At 73.3% G+C, this 24631-nt stretch carries 20 protein-coding genes, 1 tRNA gene and 1 riboswitch; of the genes, 1 reads left to right on the top strand and 20 read right to left on the bottom strand.

Features of this window, described 5'->3' with window-relative positions:
* Positions 1–5 precede the first annotated feature (5 nt).
* From fdhA to ACH9EU_RS13855, 16 genes are all read right to left on the bottom strand, one after another.
* On the bottom strand, positions 6–1223 hold the full coding sequence (gene fdhA / locus ACH9EU_RS13930; protein ID WP_396414513.1) for a formaldehyde dehydrogenase, glutathione-independent: 1218 nt from the start codon (positions 1221–1223) through the stop codon (positions 6–8).
* Positions 1224–1627: 404 nt separating this feature from the next.
* Positions 1628–1703, bottom strand: a tRNA-Ala gene (locus tag ACH9EU_RS13925).
* A gap of 114 nt (positions 1704–1817) precedes the next feature.
* A complete protein-coding gene (gene rsfS, locus ACH9EU_RS13920; protein ID WP_396414512.1) occupies positions 1818–2222 on the bottom strand; it encodes a ribosome silencing factor in 405 nt (134 codons plus the stop codon).
* A gap of 90 nt (positions 2223–2312) precedes the next feature.
* Positions 2313–3188 (bottom strand): hypothetical protein, encoded by an 876-nt coding sequence (locus tag ACH9EU_RS13915; protein ID WP_396414511.1) that lies wholly within the window; start codon positions 3186–3188, stop codon positions 2313–2315.
* Positions 3188–3913 carry a nicotinate-nucleotide adenylyltransferase gene (gene nadD / locus ACH9EU_RS13910; protein ID WP_396414510.1) on the bottom strand — a complete coding sequence of 242 codons (726 nt, stop codon included), beginning with the start codon at positions 3911–3913 and terminating at the stop codon, positions 3188–3190. The genes ACH9EU_RS13915 and nadD overlap by 1 nt, the downstream gene beginning before the upstream one ends.
* A gap of 18 nt (positions 3914–3931) precedes the next feature.
* Complete coding sequence (locus ACH9EU_RS13905) at positions 3932–4180, bottom strand: hypothetical protein (RefSeq protein ID WP_396414509.1); 249 nt, start codon at positions 4178–4180, stop codon at positions 3932–3934.
* 117 nt (positions 4181–4297) lie between these two features.
* Positions 4298–5632, bottom strand: coding sequence for a glutamate-5-semialdehyde dehydrogenase (locus ACH9EU_RS13900; protein ID WP_396414515.1), 1335 nt, complete (start codon positions 5630–5632; stop codon positions 4298–4300).
* A 20-nt stretch (positions 5633–5652) separates the two neighbouring features.
* Positions 5653–6906, bottom strand: a complete 1254-nt coding sequence (gene proB, locus ACH9EU_RS13895; protein ID WP_396414508.1) for a glutamate 5-kinase — start codon at positions 6904–6906, stop codon at positions 5653–5655.
* A 119-nt stretch (positions 6907–7025) separates the two neighbouring features.
* Positions 7026–8591: a GTPase ObgE gene (gene obgE, locus ACH9EU_RS13890; protein ID WP_396414507.1), complete on the bottom strand. Its 1566-nt coding sequence runs from the start codon at positions 8589–8591 to the stop codon at positions 7026–7028.
* 153 nt (positions 8592–8744) lie between these two features.
* A complete protein-coding gene (gene rpmA, locus ACH9EU_RS13885) occupies positions 8745–9002 on the bottom strand; it encodes a 50S ribosomal protein L27 (RefSeq protein ID WP_017834601.1) in 258 nt (85 codons plus the stop codon).
* 67 nt (positions 9003–9069) lie between these two features.
* Positions 9070–9381, bottom strand: a complete 312-nt coding sequence (gene rplU, locus ACH9EU_RS13880) for a 50S ribosomal protein L21 (RefSeq protein WP_396414514.1) — start codon at positions 9379–9381, stop codon at positions 9070–9072.
* Between the two features lie 219 nt (positions 9382–9600).
* A complete protein-coding gene (locus ACH9EU_RS13875; RefSeq protein WP_396414506.1) occupies positions 9601–11130 on the bottom strand; it encodes a bifunctional hydroxymethylpyrimidine kinase/phosphomethylpyrimidine kinase in 1530 nt (509 codons plus the stop codon).
* Positions 11127–11810: a thiamine phosphate synthase gene (gene thiE / locus ACH9EU_RS13870; protein WP_396414505.1), complete on the bottom strand. Its 684-nt coding sequence runs from the start codon at positions 11808–11810 to the stop codon at positions 11127–11129. Before thiE ends, ACH9EU_RS13875 begins: the two co-directional genes overlap by 4 nt.
* Positions 11807–12682 carry a hydroxyethylthiazole kinase gene (thiM, locus tag ACH9EU_RS13865; protein ID WP_396414504.1) on the bottom strand — a complete coding sequence of 292 codons (876 nt, stop codon included), beginning with the start codon at positions 12680–12682 and terminating at the stop codon, positions 11807–11809. Before thiM ends, thiE begins: the two co-directional genes overlap by 4 nt.
* Positions 12674–12767, bottom strand: a riboswitch (TPP riboswitch). Its footprint overlaps the gene before it by 9 nt.
* 38 nt (positions 12768–12805) lie before the next feature.
* Positions 12806–13519, bottom strand: coding sequence for a nuclear transport factor 2 family protein (locus ACH9EU_RS13860; protein WP_396414503.1), 714 nt, complete (start codon positions 13517–13519; stop codon positions 12806–12808).
* Positions 13520–13712: 193 nt separating this feature from the next.
* Positions 13713–17270, bottom strand: a complete 3558-nt coding sequence (locus ACH9EU_RS13855; protein WP_396414502.1) for an Rne/Rng family ribonuclease — start codon at positions 17268–17270, stop codon at positions 13713–13715.
* 415 nt (positions 17271–17685) lie between these two features.
* Between ACH9EU_RS13855 and ACH9EU_RS13850 the strand changes: the two genes are divergently transcribed.
* Positions 17686–18315, top strand: coding sequence for a vitamin K epoxide reductase family protein (locus ACH9EU_RS13850; protein WP_396414501.1), 630 nt, complete (start codon positions 17686–17688; stop codon positions 18313–18315).
* 191 nt (positions 18316–18506) lie between these two features.
* Here ACH9EU_RS13850 and ndk read toward each other — a convergent pair whose 3' ends face one another.
* From ndk to ileS, 4 genes are all read right to left on the bottom strand, one after another.
* Complete coding sequence (gene ndk / locus ACH9EU_RS13845; protein WP_396414500.1) at positions 18507–18923, bottom strand: nucleoside-diphosphate kinase; 417 nt, start codon at positions 18921–18923, stop codon at positions 18507–18509.
* 41 nt (positions 18924–18964) lie between these two features.
* Positions 18965–19408 (bottom strand): DUF4233 domain-containing protein, encoded by a 444-nt coding sequence (locus ACH9EU_RS13840; RefSeq protein WP_396414499.1) that lies wholly within the window; start codon positions 19406–19408, stop codon positions 18965–18967.
* A 163-nt stretch (positions 19409–19571) separates the two neighbouring features.
* Positions 19572–20933 carry a glutamate ligase domain-containing protein gene (locus ACH9EU_RS13835; protein ID WP_396414498.1) on the bottom strand — a complete coding sequence of 454 codons (1362 nt, stop codon included), beginning with the start codon at positions 20931–20933 and terminating at the stop codon, positions 19572–19574.
* Complete coding sequence (gene ileS, locus ACH9EU_RS13830; RefSeq protein WP_396414497.1) at positions 20930–24295, bottom strand: isoleucine--tRNA ligase; 3366 nt, start codon at positions 24293–24295, stop codon at positions 20930–20932. The genes ACH9EU_RS13835 and ileS overlap by 4 nt, the downstream gene beginning before the upstream one ends.
* Between the last annotated feature and the right edge of the window lie 336 nt (positions 24296–24631).

Genomic DNA, 24631 nt, shown 5'->3' with positions numbered 1-24631 from the left:
TGGGGTCAGCTCCTGAGGTAGCCGTTGGGGTCGAGCACGTACTTGGTCGCGGCCCCGGCGTCGAACTCGGCGTAGCCCTTCGGCGCGTCCTCCAGGGGGATGGCCTGGGCGTTGACGGCCTCCGCGATCCGGATCCTGTCGTGCAGGATCGCCATCATCAGCTGCCGGTTGTACTTCATCACCGGGCACTGCCCCGTCGTGAAGGACAGGGACTTCGCCCACCCGGTGCCGAGGCTGATCGACAGGGAGCCCTGCTTCGCGGCCTCGTCGACCGCCCCGGGGTCTCCCGTCACGTAGAGCCCCGGGATCCCCAGGGCCCCGCCGGCGGCCGTGATGTCCATCAGAGAGTTCAGGACGGTCGCCGGGGCCTCGTGCGAGGCGTCCTTGCCGTGGCCGCGCGCCTCGAAGCCCACGGCGTCGACGCCGCAGTCCACCTCCGGCACGCCGAGGATCTGCTCGATCTGCTCGGCGGGCGAGCCCAGGGAGACGTCCACGGTCTCGCAGCCGAAGCTGCGGGCCTGGGCCAGGCGCTGCTCGTTCATGTCGCCCACGATGACCACGGCGGCCCCGAGCAGGTGCGCGGACGCGGCCGCCGCGAGCCCCACGGGCCCCGCGCCGGCGACGTAGACCGTGGAGCCCACGCCCACCCCGGCCGTGACCGCGCCGTGGTACCCGGTGGGCAGGATGTCGGAGAGCATGGTGAGGTCCATGATCTTCTCGAGGGCCTGGTCCCGGTCCGGGAACTTCAGCAGGTTCCAGTCCGCGTAGGGCACGAGCACGTACTCGGCCTGCCCGCCGACCCAGCCGCCCATGTCCACGTAGCCGTAGGCGGAGCCGGGGCGGTCCGGGTTGACGTTGAGGCAGATGCCGGTCTTGCGCTCCTTGCAGTTGCGGCAGCGCCCGCAGGAGATGTTGAACGGCACGGAGACGATGTCCCCGGCCTGGATGAACTCGACGTCGGGGCCGCACTCCACGACCTCGCCCGTGATCTCGTGGCCGAGGACCAGGTCCGTCGGCGCGGTGGTGCGCCCGCGCACCATGTGCTGGTCGGATCCGCAGATGTTCGTGCTGACCGTCCGGAGGATGACCCCGTGCGGGACCTTCCGGCCGATGTTGGCCTCGTTGATGCCCGGGGCGTCCTTGAGCTCGAACTCGGGGTAGTCCGTGTCGATGATCTCGACCTTGCCGGGACCCTTGTACGCGACCGCTCTGTTGCCTGCCATCATGACCTCTTCCGTCGAGGGTGCCCGTCACGGATCTCGCGTGCAGATGCCCGCCCCGGGCCTCGGGGGTCCGGTGGCACGCGATGCACGGTGATCCGCGTCACGATCCCGCCGCCGGTGGGCACGACGCTAACATGACACGTCAACGAGTGGAAGGCCTCGGCGTGGCCGCCAGCAGGTCCCGCGCCGGCAGCTCCGCCACGGCCTCCTCCTCGACGACCGTCGGGTTCTCGCAGACACGGACGGCGCTGCCGTTCGGCAGCGCTCGGACGCCCCCGGAACGCACTTGCTCGAGCGTCAGGAGCACCTTCCACGGTGCCGGGCGTGGGCGCGGGAACGGGAGCGGTCGGGCCGGGAACGCGGAAGAGCCCGTCCCGCGCGATGCGGGACGGGCTCTTCCGTCCTGGTGGAGCTGAGGGGACTCGAACCCCTGACCCTTTGCATGCCATGCAAATGCGCTACCAGCTGCGCCACAGCCCCAGGTCGTTACCCCCGGAACACTATCACAACCCGCGGCTTCCCTCTCGGTCACCCTTTTCCGGTTGATCCTGTGCCCTCCTGGGCAACGCATTCATACTAGACAGCCACTCCGGATCAAGGCAAATCGTCGCGGGCGGCCGCCTGGGCCCCGGTTCCGGAGTGCAGCCCGAGGTCGACGACGGGGCTGTCGCGCCACAGCCGCTCCAGGGCGTAGAACGCCCGGTCCTCGTCGTGCTGGACGTGGATGACCACGTCGCCGTAGTCCAGCAGGACCCACCGGCCCTCGGACCGGCCCTCCCGGCGGATGGGCCGGAGGCCGAGCTGCTCGATCAGCTTCTCCTCGATCTCGTCGACGACGGCGTTCACCAGCCGCTCGTTGGAGGCCGACGCCACGAGGAAGGCGTCGGTGATGCCGATGGCCTCGCTGACGTCGAGGGCGACGATGTCGTGGGCCTGCTTGGCGTCGGCCGCGGCGGCCGCGATGCGGAGGATGGAGACGGAGTGTTCGTTGGCAGTCAAAGAGGGTCCTTTCCCGGCGGGCCGGCTGTGCCGGTCCGAGCGGAGGGTGGGTGGAGCGGTCGGGTGGAGAACGGTCGAGCCGCGGCGGGCTCAGAGCACGAAGAGCACGAGCAGCACGATCAGGGCGGCGGCGAGCACGACGGCCAGGACGAGGACAGGGCCCCGTCTCCCCGACCGGTACTCCCCGGGGTCGAGGAGTTCGAGGCCGCCGGCCCGGGTCGCCGGTACGGGCGGGGCCGGAGCCGCCGGCTCCTCCTCCGGGCCCGCGTACGGCGGCGGAGCCTCCTCGTCCGGACGTCCCGCCGCGGCGTCGGAGGGCGGCTCCTGCTGCGCCGGACCGGCCGGGCTGAGGATCTCGATGTGCGTGAGGGCCGAGAGCTCCTCCGGGGAGAGCCGGTTGCTGAACAGGGCCGGGTCCACGTGCACGGGGTCGTGCACGTGGCTCTGCCCACCGTCCGGTTCGCCGGTGTCCGGGAAGACCACGGTGATCCGCTCGGACGGCCCCGGCGCCAGGACCACGGGTTCGGGATCCGGAGTGTCCTGCTCCGCCGTCGCCATGTCCGGGGGCGCGGTGTCCGACGGTGCGGTGCCCGAGATGCCGGCGCCCGGGGCCGCGGGGCCGGCGGGCGGGGTCCATGGTCCGTCCGTGCCGCCGGCCGCCCGGTGGTCGGTGGCCCGGTCCCCCGTGGTCCGGTCGGTGGCGGCCTGGCCGGCCGCGGCCTGGGCCGCCAGCTCGGCGAAGCGTCGCTGCTTCTCGAGCAGCTCCGGCCCCGCGGGCTGCCCGCCCAGCTCCTCGAGCTCCCGGGAGCGCTCGGCCAGCTCCCGCTGGAGCCGGGCCATCCGCCGGGGCCCGAGCGGCTTCACGGGGCGCACCGGCACGGCGTCGCCCCCGAGGTCGATGATGGGGGCGGGCCCGGACGGGCCCGGCGCCGCGGCGTCGTCGCGCACGTCGTCCTCCGCCGCCATCAGCTCGCCTCCACGGTGGTGGAGCGCGGTGGGCCGACGTGGTCCGGGGCGGGAGTCTCGTCCGGTCCGAGGTAGAGGCCGTACTTGTTGATGTACTGCACCACGCCGTCGGGCACGAGGTACCAGACCGGCTGGTGCTGGGCCACGCGGGCCCGGCAGTCCGTGGAGGAGATCGCCATGGCGGGCACCTCCAGCAGGTTCACCCCGCGGGACCCCACGGGGGCCTCGAGGTGGTGACCCGGACGGGTGACGCCCACGAAGTGCGCGAGCTGCCACAGCTCCCCGGCACCCTTCCACGTGAGGATCTCCGCCATGACGTCGGCCCCGGTGATGAAGAAGAGATCGGCCTCCGGGCGCAGCCGCTTGAGGTCCCGCAGGGTGTCCACCGTGAAGGTGGGGCCCTCGCGCTCGATGTCCACCCGGCTGACGGTGAACCGCGGGTTGGACGCCGTGGCGATGACCGTCATGAGGTACCGGTGCTCGGCCGGGCTGACCGCCGTCTCGGCCTTCTGCCAGGGGTGGCCGGTGGGGACGAAGACGACCTCGTCCAGGTCGAACTCGCCGGCGACCTCGGAGGCCGCCACGAGGTGGCCGTGGTGGATCGGGTCGAACGTGCCGCCCATGACGCCCAGCCGGATCCGGCCCGGCGTCCGGGGCGGAATGGCCGTCCCCGTCGCGGGGAGCTCCCGGGAAGGGGCTGCGGCGTCCTGCGAAGCGGTCGTCACGACGAGATGGCCTCCGGCTCAGCCGTGGCGCTTGGCGTCGTAGTCGTTCAGGAGCGCCCGCTCGTCGGCCGGCAGCTCCGCCGGGTCCTCGTGCTCGCCGACCTCGGGGCTGAGTCCCCGGTTGGCGTAGGAGAAGGTCACGATCATCAGACCGATCAGCACGGCGAACACGCCCCCGCCCCACACCTCGGGCGGGATGCCCGCCTCGGCGGCGGCGTGGCCGCCCTCGACGGCGGCGAGAACGGTGGTGACGGTCTGCTGGAGCATGGGGTTCCCTTCTGGCGCCGCCGGGACGGCAGGTGGTCGGTGGGCGGCCCGCGCCGCCGACGGGCCCGGGCGGTACTCATCGTACTGAATCCGCGCCGGGCCCGCCGCGTGCGGGGCTCAGGCGCGCACGTGCCCGTCGCCCTGGACGATCCACTTCGTGGTCGTGAGCTCCTCGAGGCCCATCGGCCCGCGGGCGTGCATCTTCTGCGTGGAGATGCCGACCTCGGCCCCCAGGCCCAGCTGGGCCCCGTCCGTGAACCGGGTCGAGGCGTTGACCATGACCGCGGCGGCGTCGATCTCCGCGATGAACCGTTCGGCGTCGGCGAGGTCGTTGGTGATGATCGCCTCGGTGTGGCGGCTGGACCAGCGGTCGATGTGCTCGAGCGCCTCGTCGATCGAGTCGACGACCTTGACGGCCAGGTCCATGGACAGGTACTCGGTGCCCCAGTCCTCCTCGGTGGCGCGCACGTGCCTGCTGCCGGCCGGGAGCATGTCCTCGGCCCGCTCGTCCACGTGCAGGGTGACACCGGCCCGGTGCAGCGCGGACAGCACCGCACCCCCGTGCGGGAAGCCGCTGTGCAGGAGCAGGGTCTCCGTGGTGTTGCACGTGCTCGTGCGGTGGGTCTTGGCGTTCACCACGACGTTCACGGCCATGTCCTTCGACGCGGAGTGGTCGACGAACAGGTGGACGTTGCCCTCACCGGTCTCGATGACCGGGACCTTGGCGTTCTGCACGACGGACTGGATCAGGCCGTGGCCCCCGCGCGGGATGAGCACGTCGACCTTCCCGCGTGCGGCCATCAGGGCGTTCGCCCCGTCCCGGCCGTACTCGTCGATGCTCTGGACGCAGTCCACGGGCAGCTTCACGTCGGCCAGGGAGTCGCGGATGATCCCCACGAGCGCCCGGTTGCTCTCCTCCGCGGCCGAGCCGCCGCGCAGCATCACGGCGTTGCCGGACTTCAGGGCGATGCCGGCGATGTCCACGGTCACGTTCGGCCGGGCCTCGTAGATGGCGCCGACCACGCCCATGGGCACTCGCACCTGGCGCATGCGCAGGCCGTTGGGGAGGGTGCTGCCGCGGACGAAGCCGCCCACGGGGTCGGGCAGCCCGGCCAGGTCGCGCAGGCTGTCGGCCAGCCCGGTGATCCGGGTGGCGTCGAGCTTCAGCCGGTCCAGCAGGGCCTCGGAGGTGCCCTTGACGCGGCCGCGCTCGAGGTCCTTGCCGTTGGCGGCGAGCACGACGTCCTTCTTGCGCTCGATCCGGTCCGCGATCGCCAGCAGGGCGCGGTCCTTCCAGGCCCGGTTGGCCCGCGCCAGCACGCGCGCGGCGGCACGGGCGTCGTCGGCCATCGCCGAGACGCCCTGGACCGGATCCTCCCCGAAAGTGGCGATGACACTGGTGTCGGACACGACCGCCTTGCCGGTCGTGGTGGTTCCTTCGTCGGTGGTCATGGTTTCCTTTGCGGCGGAAGTCATTTCTTCAGTTTAGTCCGTGCGCCGCGCGGGCGCAGGACCACGAGGTTGTTCACGTGCACGAGCTCCCTGCTGTAGTCGTCGCCGAGCTCCTCGGCCAGCACGGAGGTGGACTTGCCGAGCATGGGCGGGATCTCCTCGGCGGAGTAGTTCGAGAGCCCGTGGGCGATCTCCTTGCCCTCCGGATCCCGCAGGGAGACCGGGTCCCCCGCCTCGAAGTTCCCGGACACGCCGGTGACACCCGCGGCGAGGAGCGAGTTGCGGTCGCGGATCGCGGCCACCGCGCCCTTGTCCAGGGTGAGGGAGCCCTTGATGTCCGCGAGGTGGGCCAGCCACAGCAGCCGCACGTTGCGGCGTCCGCCGGAGGTGGCGAACCACGTGCCGACGTCCTCCCCGGCCAGGGCCTGACGGATGTTCGTGGCGGAGGTCACCAGCGCGGGGATGCCCGAGGCCGCGGCGATGCGGGCGGCCTGGACCTTCGTGACCATTCCGCCGGAGCCCACGCCGGCGGAGCCCACGGAGCCGATCTGCACGCCCTCGAGGTCCTTGATGGGGTCGTTGACCACGGGGATCCGCTCCCCGCCCTCCTTGGGGTGCTTCGTGTAGAGGGCGTCGACGTCGGAGAGCAGCAGCAGCACGTCGGCCTTGATGAGGTGGGCGATCAGGGCCGCGATCCGGTCGTTGTCACCGAACTTGATCTCCTGCGTGGCCACGGCGTCGTTCTCGTTGACGATCGGCAGCACCCCGAAGTCCAGCAGGCGCTCGATCTGCCGGTGCGTGTTCTTGTAGTGGTGCCGGCGCATGAGGTCCTCCGCCGTCACGAGGACCTGTCCCACGGTCACGCCGTAGCGGGCGAAGGACTCGATGTAGCGGCCCATGAGCAGCCCCTGGCCCACGGCCGCGGCGGCCTGGCGGCCGGCGAGGTTCTTGGGCCGACGGGACAGGCCCAGCGGAGCGAGCCCCGCGGTGATGGCGCCGGAGGACACGAAGACCAGCTCGACGCCGCGGGCCTTCTCCTCGCCGAGGGCGTCCACGATCGAGCGCACGGCCTGCTCGTCGATGGAGTTCTCGATCGAGGTCAGCGACGACGAGCCGACCTTGACGACCACCCGATGGGCGCGCGGGATGTCCTCGCGGCGCTCGACGGGGCTGCGCCGGTTCTTGCCCCGGTTCTCGCTGCTCAGCTGGATCGCGGACTTCTCCGCGAGTCCCTCCAGCTCGTCGACGTCGATCTGCTTCGGCTGCTCGTTCATCCTGTGCGTCTCCCTGGTTCCGTGGGTGGGCGTCGTAGGTGGGCGTCGTAAGTGGGTCGGTCCGGTCGGGTGGGTTCCGGTGAGGTGGGTTCCTGCTGGTGGCTGCGGGCGGGGCGGGGTCAGGCCGGGTCGGGCCGGTCCCCGGTGCCGCGGTCGCTGCGGGCGTCGACCGACTCCGTCCACACACCGGCGGCGCGCTCGGCCTCGAGCTCCGCGCGGGCGGCCGCCTTGGCGTCCATGCGCTCCTGGTAGTCCTGGCGCTTCTGCTCACGGGTGGGCCGGTCGATGTCCGCGAACCGGAGGTCGGTGCCGCGGGGCCCGGCCAGCAGCTCGGCGCCGCCGACCATGGTCGGCTCCCAGTCGAACACGACGCCGTCGTCCTCGGGGCCGATGAGCACCGCGTCGCCGGGTCGCGCCCCCTGCTTGAACAGCTCGGTCTCGACGCCGAGCTTCGCGAGCCGGTCGGCGAGGTAGCCCACGGCCTCCTCGTTGTTGAAGTCCGTCTGCTGGATCCACCGGGCGGGCTTGTCGCCGTGCACGTGCCAGAGGGGCTCCAGGTTGCGCTCCTCGCGGGTGATCGTGAACTCCGGGCCGCGCACCCCCTTGGGCCGCAGCACGACCCGGGGCGCGGCCGTGGCGGCCGGGCGCTGCTCTCGGGCCTGCACCACGACCTCGCCCATGGCGAAGGTCAGCGGGCGGAGCCCCTCGTGGGAGGCCGTGGAGACCTCGAAGACGCGGTAGCCGCGGGACTCCAGCTCGGGCCGGACGAACTCGGCGAGCTCCCGGGCCTCGGGCACGTCGACCTTGTTGAGCGCCACGAGCCGCGGCCGGTCGTTGAGGGGCACGGCGTCACCGCCGCCGAGGGCGCCGTCCACGGCGTAGTTCGCCAGCTCGGCCTCGATGGTCTCCAGGTCCGAGACCGGGTCCCGGCCGGGCTCGAGCGTCGCGCAGTCCAGCACGTGCACGAGCGCGGCGCACCGCTCCACGTGGCGCAGGAACTCCAGGCCCAGGCCCCGCCCCTCGGAGGCGCCGGGGATCAGCCCGGGGACGTCGGCCACGGTGTAGCGGACGTCCCCGGCCTGGACCACGCCGAGGTTCGGCACCAGGGTCGTGAACGGGTAGTCGGCGATCTTCGGGCGGGCCGCGCTGATCGCGGCGATGAGGCTGGACTTGCCCGCGGACGGGTAGCCCACCAGGGCGACGTCCGCGATGGACTTCAGCTCCAGGACCACGTCGCGCGAGACGCCGGGGGTGCCCAGCAGCGCGAAGCCGGGGGCCTTGCGCTTGACGGAGGCCAGCGCCGCGTTGCCGAGCCCGCCCTGCCCGCCGGGGGCCGCCACGAACTCGGCGCCCTCCCCCACCAGGTCCGCCAGGACGGTGCCGTCCTGGTCCTTCACCACGGTGCCGTCGGGCACCGACAGGACCAGGTCCTCGCCGTTGTGGCCGTGGCGGAGGTCGCCCTTGCCGGGCCCGCCGTTGGGCGCGGAGCGGTGCGGGGCGTGGTGGTAGTTGAGCAGGGTGGTGGTCTGGCCGTCCACGCGCAGGAGCACGTTGCCGCCGTCGCCGCCGTTGCCCCCGTCCGGCCCGCCGAGAGGCTTGAACTTCTCGCGGCGCACGGACACGCAGCCGTGCCCCCCGGCGCCGCCGGAGACGTGCAGGACGACGCGGTCGACGAAACTGGCCACGGGGAACTCCTCTGGTCGTGGACGGGCGGGCCCGCGCACGGGCCACATTAAAACTGTAGAGGGCGGGCGCTGGACGCACCCACCCTCTACAGATCAGACATGGGTGGCGCGGGCTCTGGCCCGCACCGGGGCCGGCGGTGCCGGCCCTGACGACTACTCGGCGGCAGCCTGGATGTTGACGACCTTGCGGCCCCGGCGGGTGCCGAACTCGACCTGCCCGGCCGCGAGGGCGAACAGGGTGTCGTCGCCACCGCGGCCGACGTTGAGGCCGGGGTGGAAGTGCGTGCCGCGCTGACGGACGAGGATCTCGCCGGCGTTGACGGTCTGGCCGCCGAAACGCTTCACGCCGAGGTACTGCGCGTTGGAGTCGCGACCGTTCCGGGTGGAGCTCGCGCCCTTCTTGTGTGCCATGAGGTGTGCCTACCTTCGTGTCAGGACTGACGTCCGGGATCTGGAGTCTGGAGGGGAACCGCGCCGGTCAGGCGTCGATCCCGGTCACCTTGACGGTGGTCAGCTCGGCCCGGAAGCCCTGGCGCTTCTTGTAGCCGGTCTTGTTCTTGAACTTCTGGATGGAGATCTTCGGACCCCGGAGGTTCTCGACGATCTCGGCCGTGACCGTGACGTTGGCCAGGGTCTTGGCATCCGAGGTGACCTTGTCCCCGTCGACCAGGAGCAGCGCAGGGAGCTCGATGGTGCTGCCTGCTCCGCCGGCGACGCGGTCAAGGGTAACGAGGTCTCCGACGGAAACCTTTTCCTGGCGGCCGCCAGCGCGGACAATCGCGTACACCACTTGGGAACTCACTTCTCTCGACGTCATGTGTAAACAGTGTGGGTCGAGCGCATACCTGTCAGGACCAACGACGTTGAGACGAGCTGTCGGTGACCGGGCCGTGGGACGGAGCCGTAGTCAGCGCAGGTTCGCCGCAATTCAGGAACTGCACCCGCATGTGCCGCCAGGTGGGGTGTCGAGTTTTACACGCGCGCACCGGCAGGGCACCGAAGATCAAGACTACTCGATCGCGTCAATGCCCGCCAACCGACCCGCCGGGCCCGGCGCGGCGAAGAAGTCGCGCTCCAGTGCGCAGGCCTCCAGGAAGACCTCCCGCATCCGCTCCAGGAGCGCCGGTCCGGCGTGCCGGGCGGCGTCGTCGAGGAGGCGCCGGGCGGTGCGGGTGGCTTCCTGGAACCCCTCGTCGGCGTAGGTGGCGAGCCAGTCGGCGTAGGGGTGGTCCTCCCCGTCCGCGGCCGCCGCCAGCAGGTGCCGGCCGACCTCGGCGTACACCCAGTAGCACGGCAGGACCGCGGCCAGGCCCACCGGGTACGGCTCCGCCGCCGTGGCCGCGAGCAGGAACGTCGTGTAGCGGCGGGTCACCTCCCCCGGCGTGCCGCGGACCGGACCGGTCCCCTCGGGGGCCGGGTCCGCGTGCTGGAGCCGGGCCCGGTGCAGCTGGGCCTCCGTCTCGGTGCAGGCCAGCGCGCCCGCCGCGAAGAACAGCCGCTGCTCCTCGTCGGGGGCCTTGGCCGCGAGGATCGCCAGCGCCCGGCTGTAGCCGTCCAGGTACTGCAGGTCCTGGTCGAGGTAGGCGAGGAACCGCTCGGCGTCGAGCCGGCCGTCGCCGAGGTGGCGGACGAACTCGAGCTCCTCGATCTCGCGCCGCACGGCCGCCGAGGCCTCCCACAGCTCGTCGCTGAACCGGGCCGGCCCCGTGCCCCACGACTCGAGGGCGTCCTGGACGTGGTGGAAGTGGTGCACCGGACCGCTGCCGTGCCCCACGGCCAGCTCCCCCGAGTGCTCGAGCGCCCCGCGCAGCCAGTCCCGGGCGATCCCGAGGCTGCGCGCCCAGTCCCCGTGCCGCGCCTGGAGGGTCGCCAGGGCGGAGGACAGGGAGCAGCCGGTGCCGTGCGAGTTGTCCGTGGGCACGCGGGGGCCGTCGAAGGCCACGAGGGGCTCCGGGGCGTGCGGGCCCACGAGGGCGTCCGGCGTCCGGTCCCCGGTGAGGTGCCCGCCCTTGACGAGCACGAGCGTCCCGTGCGCCCGCGCCACGTCGTGGCCCTGGGCCAGGGCCTCCTCCCACGACGACGCCGTGCCGCGCCCGGCCAGGACGGCGAGTTCGAGCAGGTTGGGAGTGATGAGGTCGGCGAGGCCGAGCATCCCGCGCAGGGCGTCCTCGGCCTCGGGCTCGAGCAGGCGCCCGCCCGTGGTCGCGACCATGACGGGGTCCAGCACGACGACCGGCGGACGGTGCGCCTCGAGCCAGCGGGTCACCGTCTCGATGACGGGCACGGAGCCGAGCATCCCGATCTTCACGGCGTCGATCTGCACGTCGTCGGAGACCGCCTCGAGCTGGGCGGTGAGGAACTCCACCGGCGGGACGTGGATGGACCGCACGCCCACGGTGTTCTGGACGACGACGGCCGTCACGGCACTCATGCCGTAGCCGCCCATCGCGGCGATCGACTTCAGGTCGGCGTGCTGGCCGGCTCCGCCGGTCGGGTCGGTGCCGGCCACGGCGAGGACTCGGGGGACACGGGCACTCATGAGAGGGCTCCTTCCGGGAGGGGGCGTCCGAACGCACGGACGTATCGGGCGGCGGCGGCCGCGGGGTCGGGGTCGGCGCAGATCCCGGAGACGACGGCGAGACCCGCCGCGCCGACGGCGCGCAGGGCGGGGGCGTCTTCCACCCGGACCCCGCCGATCGCCAGGCAGGGCAGAGCGGCCCGGGACGCGGCGGCGGCGAAGCCCGCCACCCCCAGCGCGGGCGGGTGGTCGGGCTTGGTGCGCGTCGCGTGCACGGCGCCGACTCCGAGGTAGTCGACGGTGCCCGGCGGCAGCGCCGCCGCGGCGTCGAGCTCCTCGGCCGTGGCGGCGCTGAGGCCCAGCACGGCGCCGGGTCCGCAGACCTCGCGCGCCAGCCCGGCCGGCAGGTCCGTCTGGCCCACGTGCACCCCCGCCACGGGGGCGCCGGCCGCGCGGGCGGCGAGGTAGACGTCCACGCGGTCGTCCACGAGCACCGGGACCAGGCGCCCCACGCGCTCGGCGACGGCCACGAGAAGGGCCACGAGCTCGCGTGCGGGGGCGTCCTTCTCCCGCACCTGGACCATCGTGGCGCCCCCTGCCACGGCGGCCGCCACGACCTCGGGGACCGTCCGGGGTGCGCTGAGCGCGGAGTCGGTCACGAGGTGCAGGAGGAGGGCGGCGGGGTCGAGACGGGGGCTCACCGGGCACCGTCCTCGCGCACGAGCCCGGCGCGGGCGGCGACCTGCTCCGGGGTGATTCCGTGCAGCCGGTCCAGGAGGGCCACGGCGAAGGAGCCCGGACCGGCGGACTTCGCCGCGGCGTCCTCGGCCGCGAGCGCGTAGACGGTGCTGGCGGCCACCGCGGCGGCGGCCGGGTCCTCGCGCACGGCGGTGAACGCCGCCATCAGGGCGCCCAGGGCGCAGCCGCCGCCCGTCACGCGCGTCAGCAGGGGTGTGCCGTGCGGGACGCGCACCACGGTGCCGTCCGGGGCGCGCACGAGGTCCACCGGCCCGGAGACGGCCACCGCGCAGCCCGTGGCGGCGGACAGCTCGGCGGCGGCCTCCCGGGCGGCGTCCACCCCGTGGGTCGCGTCCGTGCCGCGTCCCCCGGTACCGCCGGCCAGGCCGATGACCTCGGAGGCGTTGCCCCGCACGACCGCGGGCCGGAACGCGAGAAGGTCCCGGGCCAGCGCGGTCCGGACCGGGAGCACGCCCACGGCCACGGGGTCCAGGACCCAGGGGCGTCCGGCGCGCTCGCGCGCGGCGACGGCCTCGTACGCGGCACCGCGCTGCTCGGCGGTGGGGGTGCCCGTGTTGACCAGCAGGCCGTCGGCGATCTGCGCGAAGACCCCGCCCTCGCCCTGGATGTCGGTCATGGCGGGGGACGCGCCCACGGCGAGCAGGACGTTGGCCGTGAAGTTGGTGACCACGGCGTTGGTGATGCACTGGACCAGGGGCGCCGCGGCGCGAAGCTCGGCCAGGGCCGCGGCGGCGTCCCGGGCGAGCGCCGGGTCCGGCCGGGCCTCGGCGGCGGGCTCCGGGCGGTGGGCGGACGGAGGTGCGGCATCGCGCAAGAGCGACATCCCTTCGCTAGTGCTGACTAGATCAGGTTCAACGGGTGTGTTCTCAGCCGATCGGGCGGCACCCCGTGTCACAGGTCCTGTCAGTCTAGCGGTCCGGCGGAGCCGGGCGCAGGGTCACAGCATGCCGTTGCCGTGGGCCATCTCCTCCGGCTCCGGCTGGACGACCGCCCAGTGCTCCGCGATCCGTCCGTCCTCCAGGCGCCAGAGGTCGTAGCAGGCCACGGTCCGGCCGCGGTCGCTCGCCGCGACGCCCTCGCACACGGTCAGCACGAAGTTGCCCTCGCCGACGACCCGGTGGAGCCGACGGTAGAGGCAGCGATCGCCGCCCGCGGCGTGGTCCTCGACGCCGTCGAAGGCCACGTGGTCCTGGACCATCCCGGGCTCGTGGCCGATGAGGGCGGTCTCGACCCACTCGGCGGCGAGCGTCTTGTTGTCGCGCGTGCGCTCGCGGTCCGTGACCTCCACGGGCCCGTCGACCTGGGGACGGGTGCCGCGGGGGCCGTGGCGCAACGGTGCCATGACGTCCCAGTGCTCCGCGATCCGCCCGCCGGCCACCCTGAACACGTCGAAGCCGACGACGGGTCCGGGACCGAGGCCCTCGTAGACGGCGTGGACCGCGACCAGGTCCCGGTCGTCCAGCACGCGGACGATCTCCACGCGGAAATCCTCGGGCAGGTGCTGGACGAGGTCGCGCAGGCCCTCGCGCCCGTCCGGCGCGAGCGGTGAGTGCTGCCGGAAGTCCTCCGCCCACCACCGGTCCACGGCCGAGGGGTCCCTGTCGCGGAAGAGCTCGGTGCCGGCGGCGATGACGGTCTCTGCACTGGTCATGGTGGTGCCCCCTGTGGACGGGAGGCCTCGTCCGGCCCGGCGGCCGGGACCTTCGGCCTGCACGCGTGTGGTACGTCCAACGCTACGCGCCGCCCGAGCGCACCGGCAGACCGGTGGTCCGCATGACGGACGGAGACGACGGAGGACCCCGGCCGGGTGGCCGGGGTCCTCCGTTCTCGCGCGCGGGGGCCGCTCAGCCCTGGCCGGTGGGCCGACCGCTCGTGAGGTCGGCGGCCTTGACGCCCACGCCGACCACGGTCGGCGCCGAGCGCTCCGGGGCGTCCTCCGGGCGCCGCGCCGCGGGACCCGCCTCGTGGCGGGCGCCCTCGGCCGCTGCCGCCCGGCCTGCGGTCACCTCCGCCTGCCCGGCGGTGCCGGCCGGGGCCGACGCCCGGCGCGAGCGCCGCCGCGCACGCGCCGGCTCGGCCGGCGGGGACGGCTCGGCCTGCTGGGCCACAGGGGTCGGCTGGGCCGCCGGGGCCGGCTGGACCGCGCCGTGCCCGGCGGTCTCCTCGGCCCCCGCCGGCCGCGCGCCCTCCGTCTCCTCGGCGGGTTCGGCGTGCGCTCCCGGTTGCCCGAAGGCCTGGGCGAGCGAGTCCAGGCTCAGCCGGGGAGCCACCTCGGTCTCCTCGGCCTGGCCCTGCGGGAGCTCGATGACCTCGCCCTTGATGGTCAGGCGGGAGCCCTCGGCCGCCGGTTCGCCGCTGTCCTCACCGGCCCGGGCCCGCTCCTCGGCCGGCTCCTGTCGCCGCTGCTGGTCCGGCGCCGCGCCCTCGACCGCCGCGCCCTCGACCGCCGTGGCCTCGACGTTCTGGCCCCGGTTGCGGCTGCGCTTGCCGCGCCGCTTCTTCCTCGACCGCCCGGCCCCCTCGGGCCGCGCCTCGGCGGCGGGGGCCTCCTCGGCCTGCGGACGGGCCTCCTCGGCCTGCGGCTCGTGGTGCGTCGCGGCAGCGATCGTCGCGAACGCGGTGCGAGCGGCCTCTGCCTTCGCCCTCTCGGCCGGGTCGGGCTCGCGAGCCGGCGACTCGTGCCGGGCGGGCGCCTGCTCCGCCTGCCCGCCGCGGCGGCCGCGCTTGCGCTCGGTGCGGTTCTGCCGCTGCTCGCGGGTCTCCCCGCCGCCACCGCCGCCCCGGCCCTCGAGCGGGTGGTCGTGGACCACGACGCCGCGCCCGGCGCAGTGCTCGCAGGGCTCGGAGAAGACCTCGAGCAGGCCGGTGCCCATCCGCTTGCGGGTCATCTGGACCAGCCCGAGCGAGGTCACCTCCGCGACCTGGTGCTTGGTCCGGTCCCGGCCCAGGCACTCCACGAGGCGGCGCAGCACGAGGTCGCGGTTGGACTCGAGCACCATGTCGATGAAGTCGATGACGATGATGCCGCCGATGTCCCGCAGGCGCAGCTGCCGCACGATCTCCTCGGCCGCCTCGAGGTTGTTCTTGGTGACCGTCTCCTCGAGGTTGCCGCCGGAGCCCGTGAACTTGCCGGTGTTGACGTCGACGACCGTCATGGCCTCGGTGCGGTCGATGACCAGCGAGCCGCCCGAGGGCAGGAAGACCTTTCGGTCGAGGGCCTTCTGGATCTGCTCCTCCACCCGGTAGCTGACGAACAGGTCCTCGTCCTCCTCCCACTTCCTGAGGCGGTCGAGCAGGTCCGGGGCGACGTAGGTGACGTAGGCCTCGATGTTGTCCCAGGCCTCGTCGCCCTGGACCACCATGGTGGTGAAGTCCTCGTTGAAGACGTCCCGGACGGTCTTGATCGTCAGGTCCGGCTCGGCGTAGAGCATCTCCGGCGCCAGGGTCTTCGTGGACCCGGACCGTTCCTGGATCTGCTCCCACTGCGCGCGCAGCCGGTTGATGTCGTGGGTGAGCTCCTGCTCGGAGGCTCCCTCCGCGGCCGTGCGCACGATCACGCCCGCACCGTCCGGCAACCGGTCCTTGAGGATCTTCTTCAGCCGGGCGCGCTCGACGTCGGGCAGCTTCCGGGAGATCCCGGTCATGGACCCGCCCGGCACGTAGACGAGGTAGCGGCCCGGGAGGGAGATCTGGCTCGTGAGCCGGGCGCCCTTGTGCCCCACCGGGTCCTTGGTGACCTGCACGAGGACGGAGTCCCCGGACTTGAGCGCGTTCTCGATCCGGCGGGGGCCCCCCTCGACCCGGGAGGCGTCCCAGTTGACCTCTCCGGCGTAGAGCACGGCGTTGCGGCCGCGTCCGATGTCGACGAACGCCGCCTCCATGGACGGCAGCACGTTCTGCACCTTGCCGACGTAGACGTTGCCGATCAGGGAGTCCTGCTGCGTGTGCGAGACGAAGTGCTCGGCCAGCACGCCGTCCTCGAGGACGCCGATCTGGATCCTGTTCTCGGTCTGGCGCACGAGCATCTGCCGCTCCACGGACTCGCGGCGGGCGAGGAACTCGGCCTCGGTGATGACCTGGCGGCGGCGGCCCGTCTGACGGGACTCGCGCCGGCGCTGCTTCTTCGCCTCGAGGCGGGTCGAGCCCTTGACGGCGACGACCTCGTCGACGGTGGCGGTGTCCGCGCCCCGCGGGGCGCGGACACGGGTCACCGTGTTGGGCGGGTCGTCGTCGCTGCCGCCCACGAGCTCCATGTCGGTGTCACCGCGGCGCCTGCGCCGGCGGCGCCGGCTGGTGACGCCGCCGCCCGACTCGCGGCCCGCGCCCTCGTCGGTGGCCTCCGCGGTCTCCTCGTCGACGCCCTCGGCCTGGTCCTCCGCCGAGGCGTTCTCCTCCTGCTGGCGGCGCCGGGCCTCCTTGCGGCGCGCGGCGCGCTGCTGGGCCGCCTCCCGCAGCTGGTCGAGGTCCGGGGCGTGGAACATGATGGACGTCGCGGTGACCGCCGAGGACAGGGCCGAGAGGGGCTCCTCCTCGTCCGCACCGTCGTCTCCCGCCTCGCCCTGCGGGACGCCCCGGGTCTCCCGCGGAGCATCGACCTGCGCGCTTCCCTGCGGCGCGTCGACCTGGGCGCTCCCCTGCGGCGCGTCGGCCGGGACGTCGTGCTCGGGCCCGCTCTGCGCGGACCCCTCGTGGGGGTGCCCGCCCGTGGTCGGTTCGCCGGCGGCCGGTGCCTCGGGGCCGGCGGCCGTCTCCGGGCCGCGGTCCTCGTCCTCGCCGGCGGGTTCGACGCCCTCTGCGGCGTCCTCTCCCCCGGGAGTGCCGGGCGCGGGGTGGTGCGGCGGCGTGGCCTCCGCGGCCACCGCCCCGGGGGTCTCGTCCCCGGGCACCGCCGATCCCGGGGCCACGTCCAGAGTGTCCGTCCCCGAGATGTCGCCCGAGGCGGAGGCTCCGGGGGTCCCGGGCCCGTCGGGACCTTCGGGGGAGCCAGCCGCCTCGGGCCCGTCGAGACCCTGGGGGGAGCCAGCCGCCTCGGGCCCGTCGGGGGTCCGGGAGTGCCCGGTGGTCTCGTCGGACCCGGGACCCTCCGCGGGCACCTCGGGCTCGGGATCCTCCGTCGGCACGGGGTCCTCGGGGAGCTCGGCGGCTTCCGGAGCCACGGACGGCCCGACGGCCTCCGACACCACGGAAGGATCGGAGGGCACCGACCGAGCGGGGGTCTCGCCCGCCTGCTGCCCCTCCGGCGCCCGGTCGTCGCCGGCTTCGTCCGGCTCGCCCGCCGGAACGGCGGTCTCCTGCGCTGTTCCCTCCGCGGGGGCCTGCTCCGGGGTCGCGGTCGATGTGTTCTGCTGACCAGCGTCCAGGGCGTCCTGCGCCCCGTCCTGGTTCACCTGTTCGGCATCCATATACGGCTTGTGCTCCTGCCGCGGTACGCCGTCCGTACCCGGTCCCCGCGGCGGCTTGGTCGGCGTGTCGCCGGTGGGGTCCACGCGGCGGCCAGAAGTCCTGTGCGTGCTCGCCGCGTCCCGCACGCCACGCGAACGGGCGGGGACGGCCACGAGCCAGTCCGGTGCTCCGAGCCGTTGCCCTGGGCAACGGTCTTGGGCCGACGGCGGACGCGCTCAATCCGATGAGAGCCGCGGGTCCTGCCGACCGGGGGTCGAAGTCCGACTGGGCCGAGGTCCCGTGTACGGACGGGCTCGACCGTGGCCAGTATCTCACAGTCGTCCGGCTCCGTCCCGGATTGGCCGTCCCGCCGCCCGGACCGCGGCCCACGTCGGGGCGCCCGGACGGACGGAGCCGTCCCAGTAGGATCGGCGTGTGACTCCGACTCCGACCGTCCTCGACGACTCCACCGACCTGGGCCACGACGACGCCCGCACGCACCGGCGCTGGGGGCTCGTGGCCCTCGTCAGCGCCGTGCTGGGCTTCGCCGGCGCCGCCGTTCTGGTCTACGAACGGGTCCAGCTCTTCCTGGACACGGGGCACAAGACCAGCTGCGACTTCGCGACGTGGCTGTCCTGCGGCACCGTGATGCGCACACCGGAGGCCGAGGCCTTCGGCTTCCCCAATCCGTTCATCGGCATCGTCGCCTACGCGGTCATGGCCGCCGTCGCTCTGGCGGTCCTCGCCGGGGCGCGCTTCGCCCGCTGGTACTGGTGGGTCCTGCAGGCCGGCGTGTCCCTGGGCTGGTTCTTCGTGCTGTGGCTGTGGTGGCAGACCACCTTCGACATCAACGCCCTGTGCCTGTACTGCATGCTCGTGTGGATCGTCCAGACCGTCCTGTTCGCCCACACCACGGCCCACAACCTGCACACCGGGGTGATCCCGGCGCCGGAGGCGCTGCGCCGCGGCGCGCAGCCGTGGGTCTGGTTCGTGACAGCGGCGCTGCTGGTGGTGATCTTCGGGACCGTGCTCATCCGTTTCGCCGGGGTGATCTTCCCGGCCTGATCTTCCCGGCCTGATCATCGAGGCCGGACCTTCTTCCGCGGTGGTCCGCCCGGTCGGCCGTCGCAGCGACCGAACCACGTGTCAGGGGCGCGTCCTCCGCGGAGGACGCGCCCCTGACCGTGCCGGACGTGCCGGGACGATGCTCCCGGCCGTTCACGGTCCGGGCCGGCTCCGGCGGGGGTCCGCCGTGGTCAGCCGAACCAGATGCCGATCTCGCACTCGGCGGACTCCGGGGAGTCGGAGCCGTGCACGAGGTTCTGCTGCACCGCCAGGCCCCAGTCGCGGCCGAGGTCGCCCCGGATGGTGCCCGGTGCCGCCGTGGTCGGCTCGGTCGCCCCGGCCAGTGACCGGAACCCCTCGATCACGCGGTCGCCCTCGACGACGGCCGCGACCAGCGGGCCGCTGAGCATGAACTCCAGGAGCGGCTCGAAGAACGGCTTGCCCTGGTGCTCCGCGTAGTGCTGCTCGAGCTGGGCCCGCTCGGCGTGGAGCAGGCGCAGCTCGACGAGCCGGTACCCCTTCGCCTCGATCCGGGCGAGGACCTGGCCGGTGAGGCCGCGGGCCACGCCGTCGGGCTTGACGAGGACGAGGGTGCGTTCCGTGGTCATGGGAATCCTTCCGAGGTGCGGGTCAGGGGTCGGAGACCAGCCTATCCGTCCGGGTGCTCCCGCTCCCACCGCGCCTGGGCGGCGTCCCGGGCCGCGTTCTCCCGGTCCAGCCTGCCCCCGGTGCGCACGGCGTACCACCAGGCGAGGAGGCACAGGGCGCCGACGAAGTACATGGCCGGCAGCACGATGCCCGTGGCCACGAACAGCACCTGCAGCACCCACCCCAGGGACCAGCCCCAGGGCCGGCGCAGCACGGCCGGGGCGAGGAGCAGGATGAGCGCCAGCACGGTCCCTCCGGCCAGGATCGCGGTGCGGGCGCCGTCGTCGAGCCCCCGGCCCAGGACGCCGTAGGCCGTGAGGGCCGCGAAGAACGCGATGAACGCCTCCATGACCAGCACGGAGGACGCGAAGAGGGTGCGGATCGAGCGCCGCGGGCGGGGCTGTCCCGGGCGCCGCTCGCGCTGGGCCTTGGTCGTGCGTGCCACGGGGAAGGGTTCCTCTCGTCCAGGTCGTGCGTCGGGTCGTGCGTCGGGTCGTGCGTCAGGTCGTGCGTCAGGTCGTGCACCAGGTCGTGCGGTGCACCGTGGGCGGGGCCGTGCCCGGCTCCGGGTCGGGGGGTCCGCCCGCGGGAGCCGTGCCCGGGCGCCGTCACAGGCCCAGGAGGGTCCGGGCCTCCCCGACCACGGTCACGGAGCCGGTCACGAGCACGGCGCCGTCGAACTCGGGGCGGGCGGCGGCGTCCTGGACGGCCGCGGCGACCGCGTCGTCGAGCTGGCCCACGGCGTGGACCACGTCCTCCGGGAAGCCCAGGTCCACGGCGAGCTCGACGAGCTCCTCCGGTTCGACCGCACGGGGCGAGGTCGAGCGCGTGAACCAGAACTCGGTGGAGAACTCCTCGTACTCGTCGAGCAGAGCACGCAGCATCGCCTCGGCGTCCTTCTCCCGGAGCACCCCCACGACCAGGTTGAGCTTTCCGATCGTGAAGGCCTCCTTGATCGCGGTGGCCGCCGCACGCAGCCCGTGCGGGTTGTGCGCGGCGTCCAGGAGCACGGGCGGGGCCGTGCGGGCCAGCTCCAGCCGGCCCGGGGACTCGACCGCGCCCAGCCCCGCGCGCACCAGCTCCGGGTTCAGCTCCTTCTCCCCGCCGCCCAGGAACGCCTCGACGGCGGCGACGGCCGTCGCGGCGTTCTGTGCCTGGTGGGCGCCGAAGAGCGGCAGCAGCACGTCGGGGTAGCGCCCGGCCAGCCCCTGGATGGCGACCACCTGCCCGCCCACGGCCGTGGCCCGGGACTCGACGCCGAACTCGACGCCGCCGAAGCGGAACGGGATGCCCAGCTCCCGGGCCCGCCCGAGCAGCACCTCGGCCGCCTCCGGGTCCTGCGGGGAGGAGACCAGGAAACCGCCCGGCTTGAGGATCCCGGCCTTCTCGCGGGCGATCTCCTCGAGGGTGTCGCCCAGCATGTCGGTGTGGTCCAGGTCGATCGGGGTGACCACCGAGACCACCGCGTCGGCCACGTTCGTGGCGTCCCAGGACCCTCCGATCCCCACCTCGAGCACGACGACGTCGACCGGCGCGTCCGCGAACACGGCGAAGGCGAGCGCGGTGACCGTCTCGAAGTAGGTCAGCCGCTGCTCCCCCCGTCCGGCCAGCTCGGCGTCGACGATGTCGAGGTACGGGGCGATCTCGTCGTAGACCCGCACGAACGTCTCGTCGTCCACGGGCGCGCCGTCCACGCTGATCCGCTCCGTGACCCGGACCAGGTGCGGGCTCGTGTAGCGGCCCACCCGCAGGTCGTGGGCCAGCAGCAGCGACTCGATCATCCGGGCGGTCGAGGTCTTGCCGTTGGTGCCGGTCAGGTGGATCACGGGGGCGGCGTGCTGCGGCTCCCCGAGCACCTCCACGGCCCGCCGCACCGCGTGCAGGCGGGGCGCCATCCGGTTCTCCGGCGCCCTGTCGAGCAGCCGGGCGTAGACCTCTTCGACGGTCCGGGCGTCCCCGTTCCCGCTCACGCCCGGACCTCCCCGGAACGCGTCCCCGTGCCCGCCTCGGTCGCGGCGCCGCTCGTCGCGGGAACGACGGTCACGGTCACCGAGGGCTCCCCCACGCGCAGCTCGAGCTCGGCGGTCAGGGTCTCCCCGGCCACCAGGGCTCGGTTGGCCTCGACGGCCGCCACGGTCCGCTCGTCGGCGGTGACGACCGTGCGGATCCGGTCGGAGACGTCCAGAGCGGCGTCCTTGCGGGCCTGCTGGACCGCCCGGACCATGTCGCGGGCCGCCCCTTCGGCCTCGAGCTCGGGCGTGAGCTCGGTGTCGAGGACCAGGAACCCGCCGCCGGGCAGGACGGTCACGCCCCGCGAGCCGGCCGCGGCGTCCTCCGCCACGACGGTCTCGAGCTCGTACTCCCCCTCCAGGAGCCGGACGCCGCCGGCCGTGACGGTGCCGTCCTCGGCCGTGCTCCAGTCCCCGGACTTCGCGGCCCTGATCACCGCCTGCACCCCCTTGCCCAGGCGCGGGCCGGCGGCGCGGGCGTTGACCCTCAGCTGCTGGGAGATGCCGAACTCCTCCGCGGAGGCCTCTGCGGCGTCCAGCAGGGTCACGGACTTGAGGTTGAGCTCGTCCGCGATGATCTGCTCGAACGTGCCCGCCAGCTCGGCGCCGCCGGGGACGACCACGGTCATCCCGGCCAGCGGCTGGCGCACCCGCAGCTTGTGGGCCTTGCGCAGGGCCGACCCGTTGGAGCAGATGGTCCGGGTGGTCTCCATCCGGGCCACGAGCCCGGCCTCTGCGGGGAACCGGGAGGCGTCCGGCCAGTCGGTCAGGTGCACCGAGCGCTCGCCCGTCAGCCCTCGCCAGATCTCCTCCGTGACCAGGGGCAGCAGCGGGGCCGCGGCCCGGCAGACGGTCTCCAGGCAGGTGTACAGGACGTCGAAGGCGTCGGTGTCCTCCGCGAAGAACCGGTCCCGGGAACGGCGCACGTACCAGTTCGTGAGGGTGTCCATGTAGGCGCGCAGGTGCTCGGCCGCGCCCGAGACGTCGTAGCGGTCGAACGCCTCCTTGACGTCGGTGACCAGGCGGCCGGTGGCCGCCAGCACGAAGCGGTCCATGACGTGGCTCGTCTCGTGGCGGGCGCGCGCCTCGTGGCCGGCCCCGCCGTTCGCGGCGTTCGTGTACAGCCCGAAGAAGTGGTAGACGTTCCACAGCGGCAGCAGCATCTGCCGCACGCCGTCGCGGATCCCCTGCTCCGTGACGATGAGGTTCCCGCCGCGCAGGATGGGGCTGGACATCAGGAACCACCGCATGGCGTCGGCGCCGTCCCGGTCCAGGACCTCGTTGACGTCAGGGTAGTTGCGCAGGGACTTGGACATCTTGTGCCCGTCCGAGCCGAGCACGATGCCGTGGCTGATGACGTTGCGGAACGCGGGCCGGTCGAAGAGCGCGGTGGCCAGGATGTGGAGGGTGTAGAACCAGCCGCGGGTCTGGCCGATGTACTCCACGATGAAGTCCCCGGGGTTGTGGGTCTCGAACCACTCCCGGTTCTCCATGGGGTAGTGCACCTGGGCGTAGGGCATCGACCCGGAGTCGAACCACACGTCGAGCACCTCGGGCACCCGCCGCATCGTGGAGCGTCCGGTGGGGTCGTCGGGGTTCGGGCGGGTCAGCTCGTCGATCCACGGCCGGTGCAGGTCCACCTCGCCGCGGTCGTTGCGGGGCAGCCGGCCGAAGTCGGCCTCCAGCTCCGCGAGGGAGCCGTAGACGTCGCGGCGCGGGTGCTCGGGGTCGTCGGACTCCCAGACCGGGATCGGCGAGCCCCAGTAGCGGTTGCGGGAGATCGACCAGTCCCGGGCGTTCTCCAGCCACTTGCCGAACTGGCCGTCCTTCACGTTCTCCGGGATCCAGTTGATCTGCTGGTTGAGCTCGACCATGCGGTCCTTGATCCGGGTGACCTCCACGAACCACGAGGACACCGCCCGGTAGATGAGCGGGGTCCGGCAGCGCCAGCAGTGCGGGTACGGGTGCTCGTACGTGGCCTGGCGGACCAGCTTGCCCCGCTCCTTGAGGTCCCGGACCACCGTGCGGGCCACGTCCTTGTCGAAGACGTTCAGCCCGGCGATCCCGGCCAGGGGCGCGCCCTCGGCCAGCCCCTCGTCGGCGAAGAGCCGGTAGAACACCCCGGACTCGTCGAGCGAGAGCACCACCGGGATGCCGTAGGCGGCGCACACGTTCTGGTCGTCCTCGCCGTAGGCGGGCGCCTGGTGCACCAGGCCGGTGCCGTCGGTCGTGGTGACGTAGTCCGCCACGACGAACTGCCAGGAGGTGCCCGTGCCGAAGCGCTCGTCGTCGGCGAAGTAGTCCCACAGCCGCTCGTAGCGCAGACCCTCCAGGTCCGCGCCGGGGTGACGGGCGGTCACCGCGGCCGCCGCTGCGGCCGCGGGGTCCTCGGCGTCGCCGTAGCCCAGGTCCTTGGCATGGGCGCCCAGCAGCTCCTCGGCGACCATGAATCGCCGGCCCGCGAGCTCGCCGGCCCCGGGGACCACGGCGTAGACGATCCCGGGGCCCACGGCGATCGCCTGGTTGGTCGGCAGCGTCCACGGGGTGGTCGTCCAGGCGAGGGCCTCCACTCCCGCGAGCTCGGCGGCCAGCTCGGGCCGGACGGCCCACGAGGCGTCGTCGAGCACGGGGAAGGTGACGGTGACGGTCTGGTCCTGGCGGTCCTTGTAGACGTCGTCGTCCATCCGCAGCTCGTGGTTGGACAGCGGCGTCTCGTCCTTCCAGCAGTAGGGCAGGACGCGGTAGCCCGAGTAGACCAGGCCCTTGTCGTCGAGCGCCTTGAACGCGGCGATCACCGACTCCATGTACTCCGGGTTGAGGGTCTTGTAGTCGTTGTCGAAGTCGACCCAGCGGGCCTGGCGGGTGACGTAGTCCTGCCACTCGGAGGCGTACTTCATGACGGAGGACCGGCAGGCGTCGTTGAACGCCGCGACGCCCATCCGCTCGATCTCCTGCTTGTCGGCCATCCCGAGCTGCTGCATCGCCTCGAGCTCGGCGGGCAGGCCGTGGGTGTCCCAGCCGAAGCGGCGCTCCACGCGCCGGCCCTGCTGGGTCTGGTACCGGGCGACGAGGTCCTTGGCGTAGCCGGTGAGCAGGTGCCCGTAGTGCGGCAGGCCGTTGGCGAAGGGCGGGCCGTCGTAGAAGACGAACTCGTTCGAGCCGTTCTCGCCCGGATCGCGCTGGTCGACGCTGGCCTGGAACGTGTGGTCCTGCGCCCAGTAGGCGAGGACGCGCTCCTCGACGGCCGGGAACGCCGGCGCGGCGGGGACGCCGCGGGCCTCGGGGTCGGTGCTGGCCTTGGGGTAGACGGGCTGGTCTGACACGGGGTCCATCCTCGTTCTGACGTCGGTGCTGCTCGTGCGGGTCAGGGTGCAAGGACGCTTCGCCCGGGGCGCAACGCGGTACCACCTCGCTTGCGGTCCGCCTCCCTGCCGGGACACGGGCCGCCGCTCGTCGACTGCTGTGACGGGCTTACCCGTCCGGTTCTACTGAGGACCACCGGTCCCGTTCTTCCGGAGGCTCCCCGGTGATGGCCGGATCGACGCCGTGATGACTGCCCCTCATGTTAACCCACACCGGCGGCGCCCCGTGAGGCCACCGCCCTCCGGCCCCGCGGACTCCTCGCGAGGTTGCACGAGAGGGCCACGGACGACTGGTGC

Origin of the sequence: Kocuria rhizosphaerae (assembly GCF_044462265.1) — a bacterium.
GTDB classification, from domain to species: domain Bacteria; phylum Actinomycetota; class Actinomycetes; order Actinomycetales; family Micrococcaceae; genus Kocuria; species Kocuria rhizosphaerae.
This window is presented reverse-complemented; position numbering and strand designations above follow the sequence as displayed.

Coding starts and splice junctions, on each gene's coding strand:
- fdhA (WP_396414513.1), bottom strand. CDS start 1,223: ATGGCAGGCAACAGAGCGGTCGCGTACAAGGGTCCCGGCAAGGTCGAG.
- ACH9EU_RS13915 (WP_396414511.1), bottom strand. CDS start 3,188: ATGGCGGCGGAGGACGACGTGCGCGACGACGCCGCGGCGCCGGGCCCG.
- ACH9EU_RS13905 (WP_396414509.1), bottom strand. CDS start 4,180: ATGCTCCAGCAGACCGTCACCACCGTTCTCGCCGCCGTCGAGGGCGGC.
- ACH9EU_RS13900 (WP_396414515.1), bottom strand. CDS start 5,632: ATGACCACCGACGAAGGAACCACCACGACCGGCAAGGCGGTCGTGTCC.
- proB (WP_396414508.1), bottom strand. CDS start 6,906: ATGAACGAGCAGCCGAAGCAGATCGACGTCGACGAGCTGGAGGGACTC.
- rpmA (WP_017834601.1), bottom strand. CDS start 9,002: ATGGCACACAAGAAGGGCGCGAGCTCCACCCGGAACGGTCGCGACTCC.
- ACH9EU_RS13875 (WP_396414506.1), bottom strand. CDS start 11,130: ATGAGTGCCCGTGTCCCCCGAGTCCTCGCCGTGGCCGGCACCGACCCG.
- ACH9EU_RS13860 (WP_396414503.1), bottom strand. CDS start 13,519: ATGACCAGTGCAGAGACCGTCATCGCCGCCGGCACCGAGCTCTTCCGC.
- ACH9EU_RS13855 (WP_396414502.1), bottom strand. CDS start 17,270: ATGGATGCCGAACAGGTGAACCAGGACGGGGCGCAGGACGCCCTGGAC.
- ndk (WP_396414500.1), bottom strand. CDS start 18,923: ATGACCACGGAACGCACCCTCGTCCTCGTCAAGCCCGACGGCGTGGCC.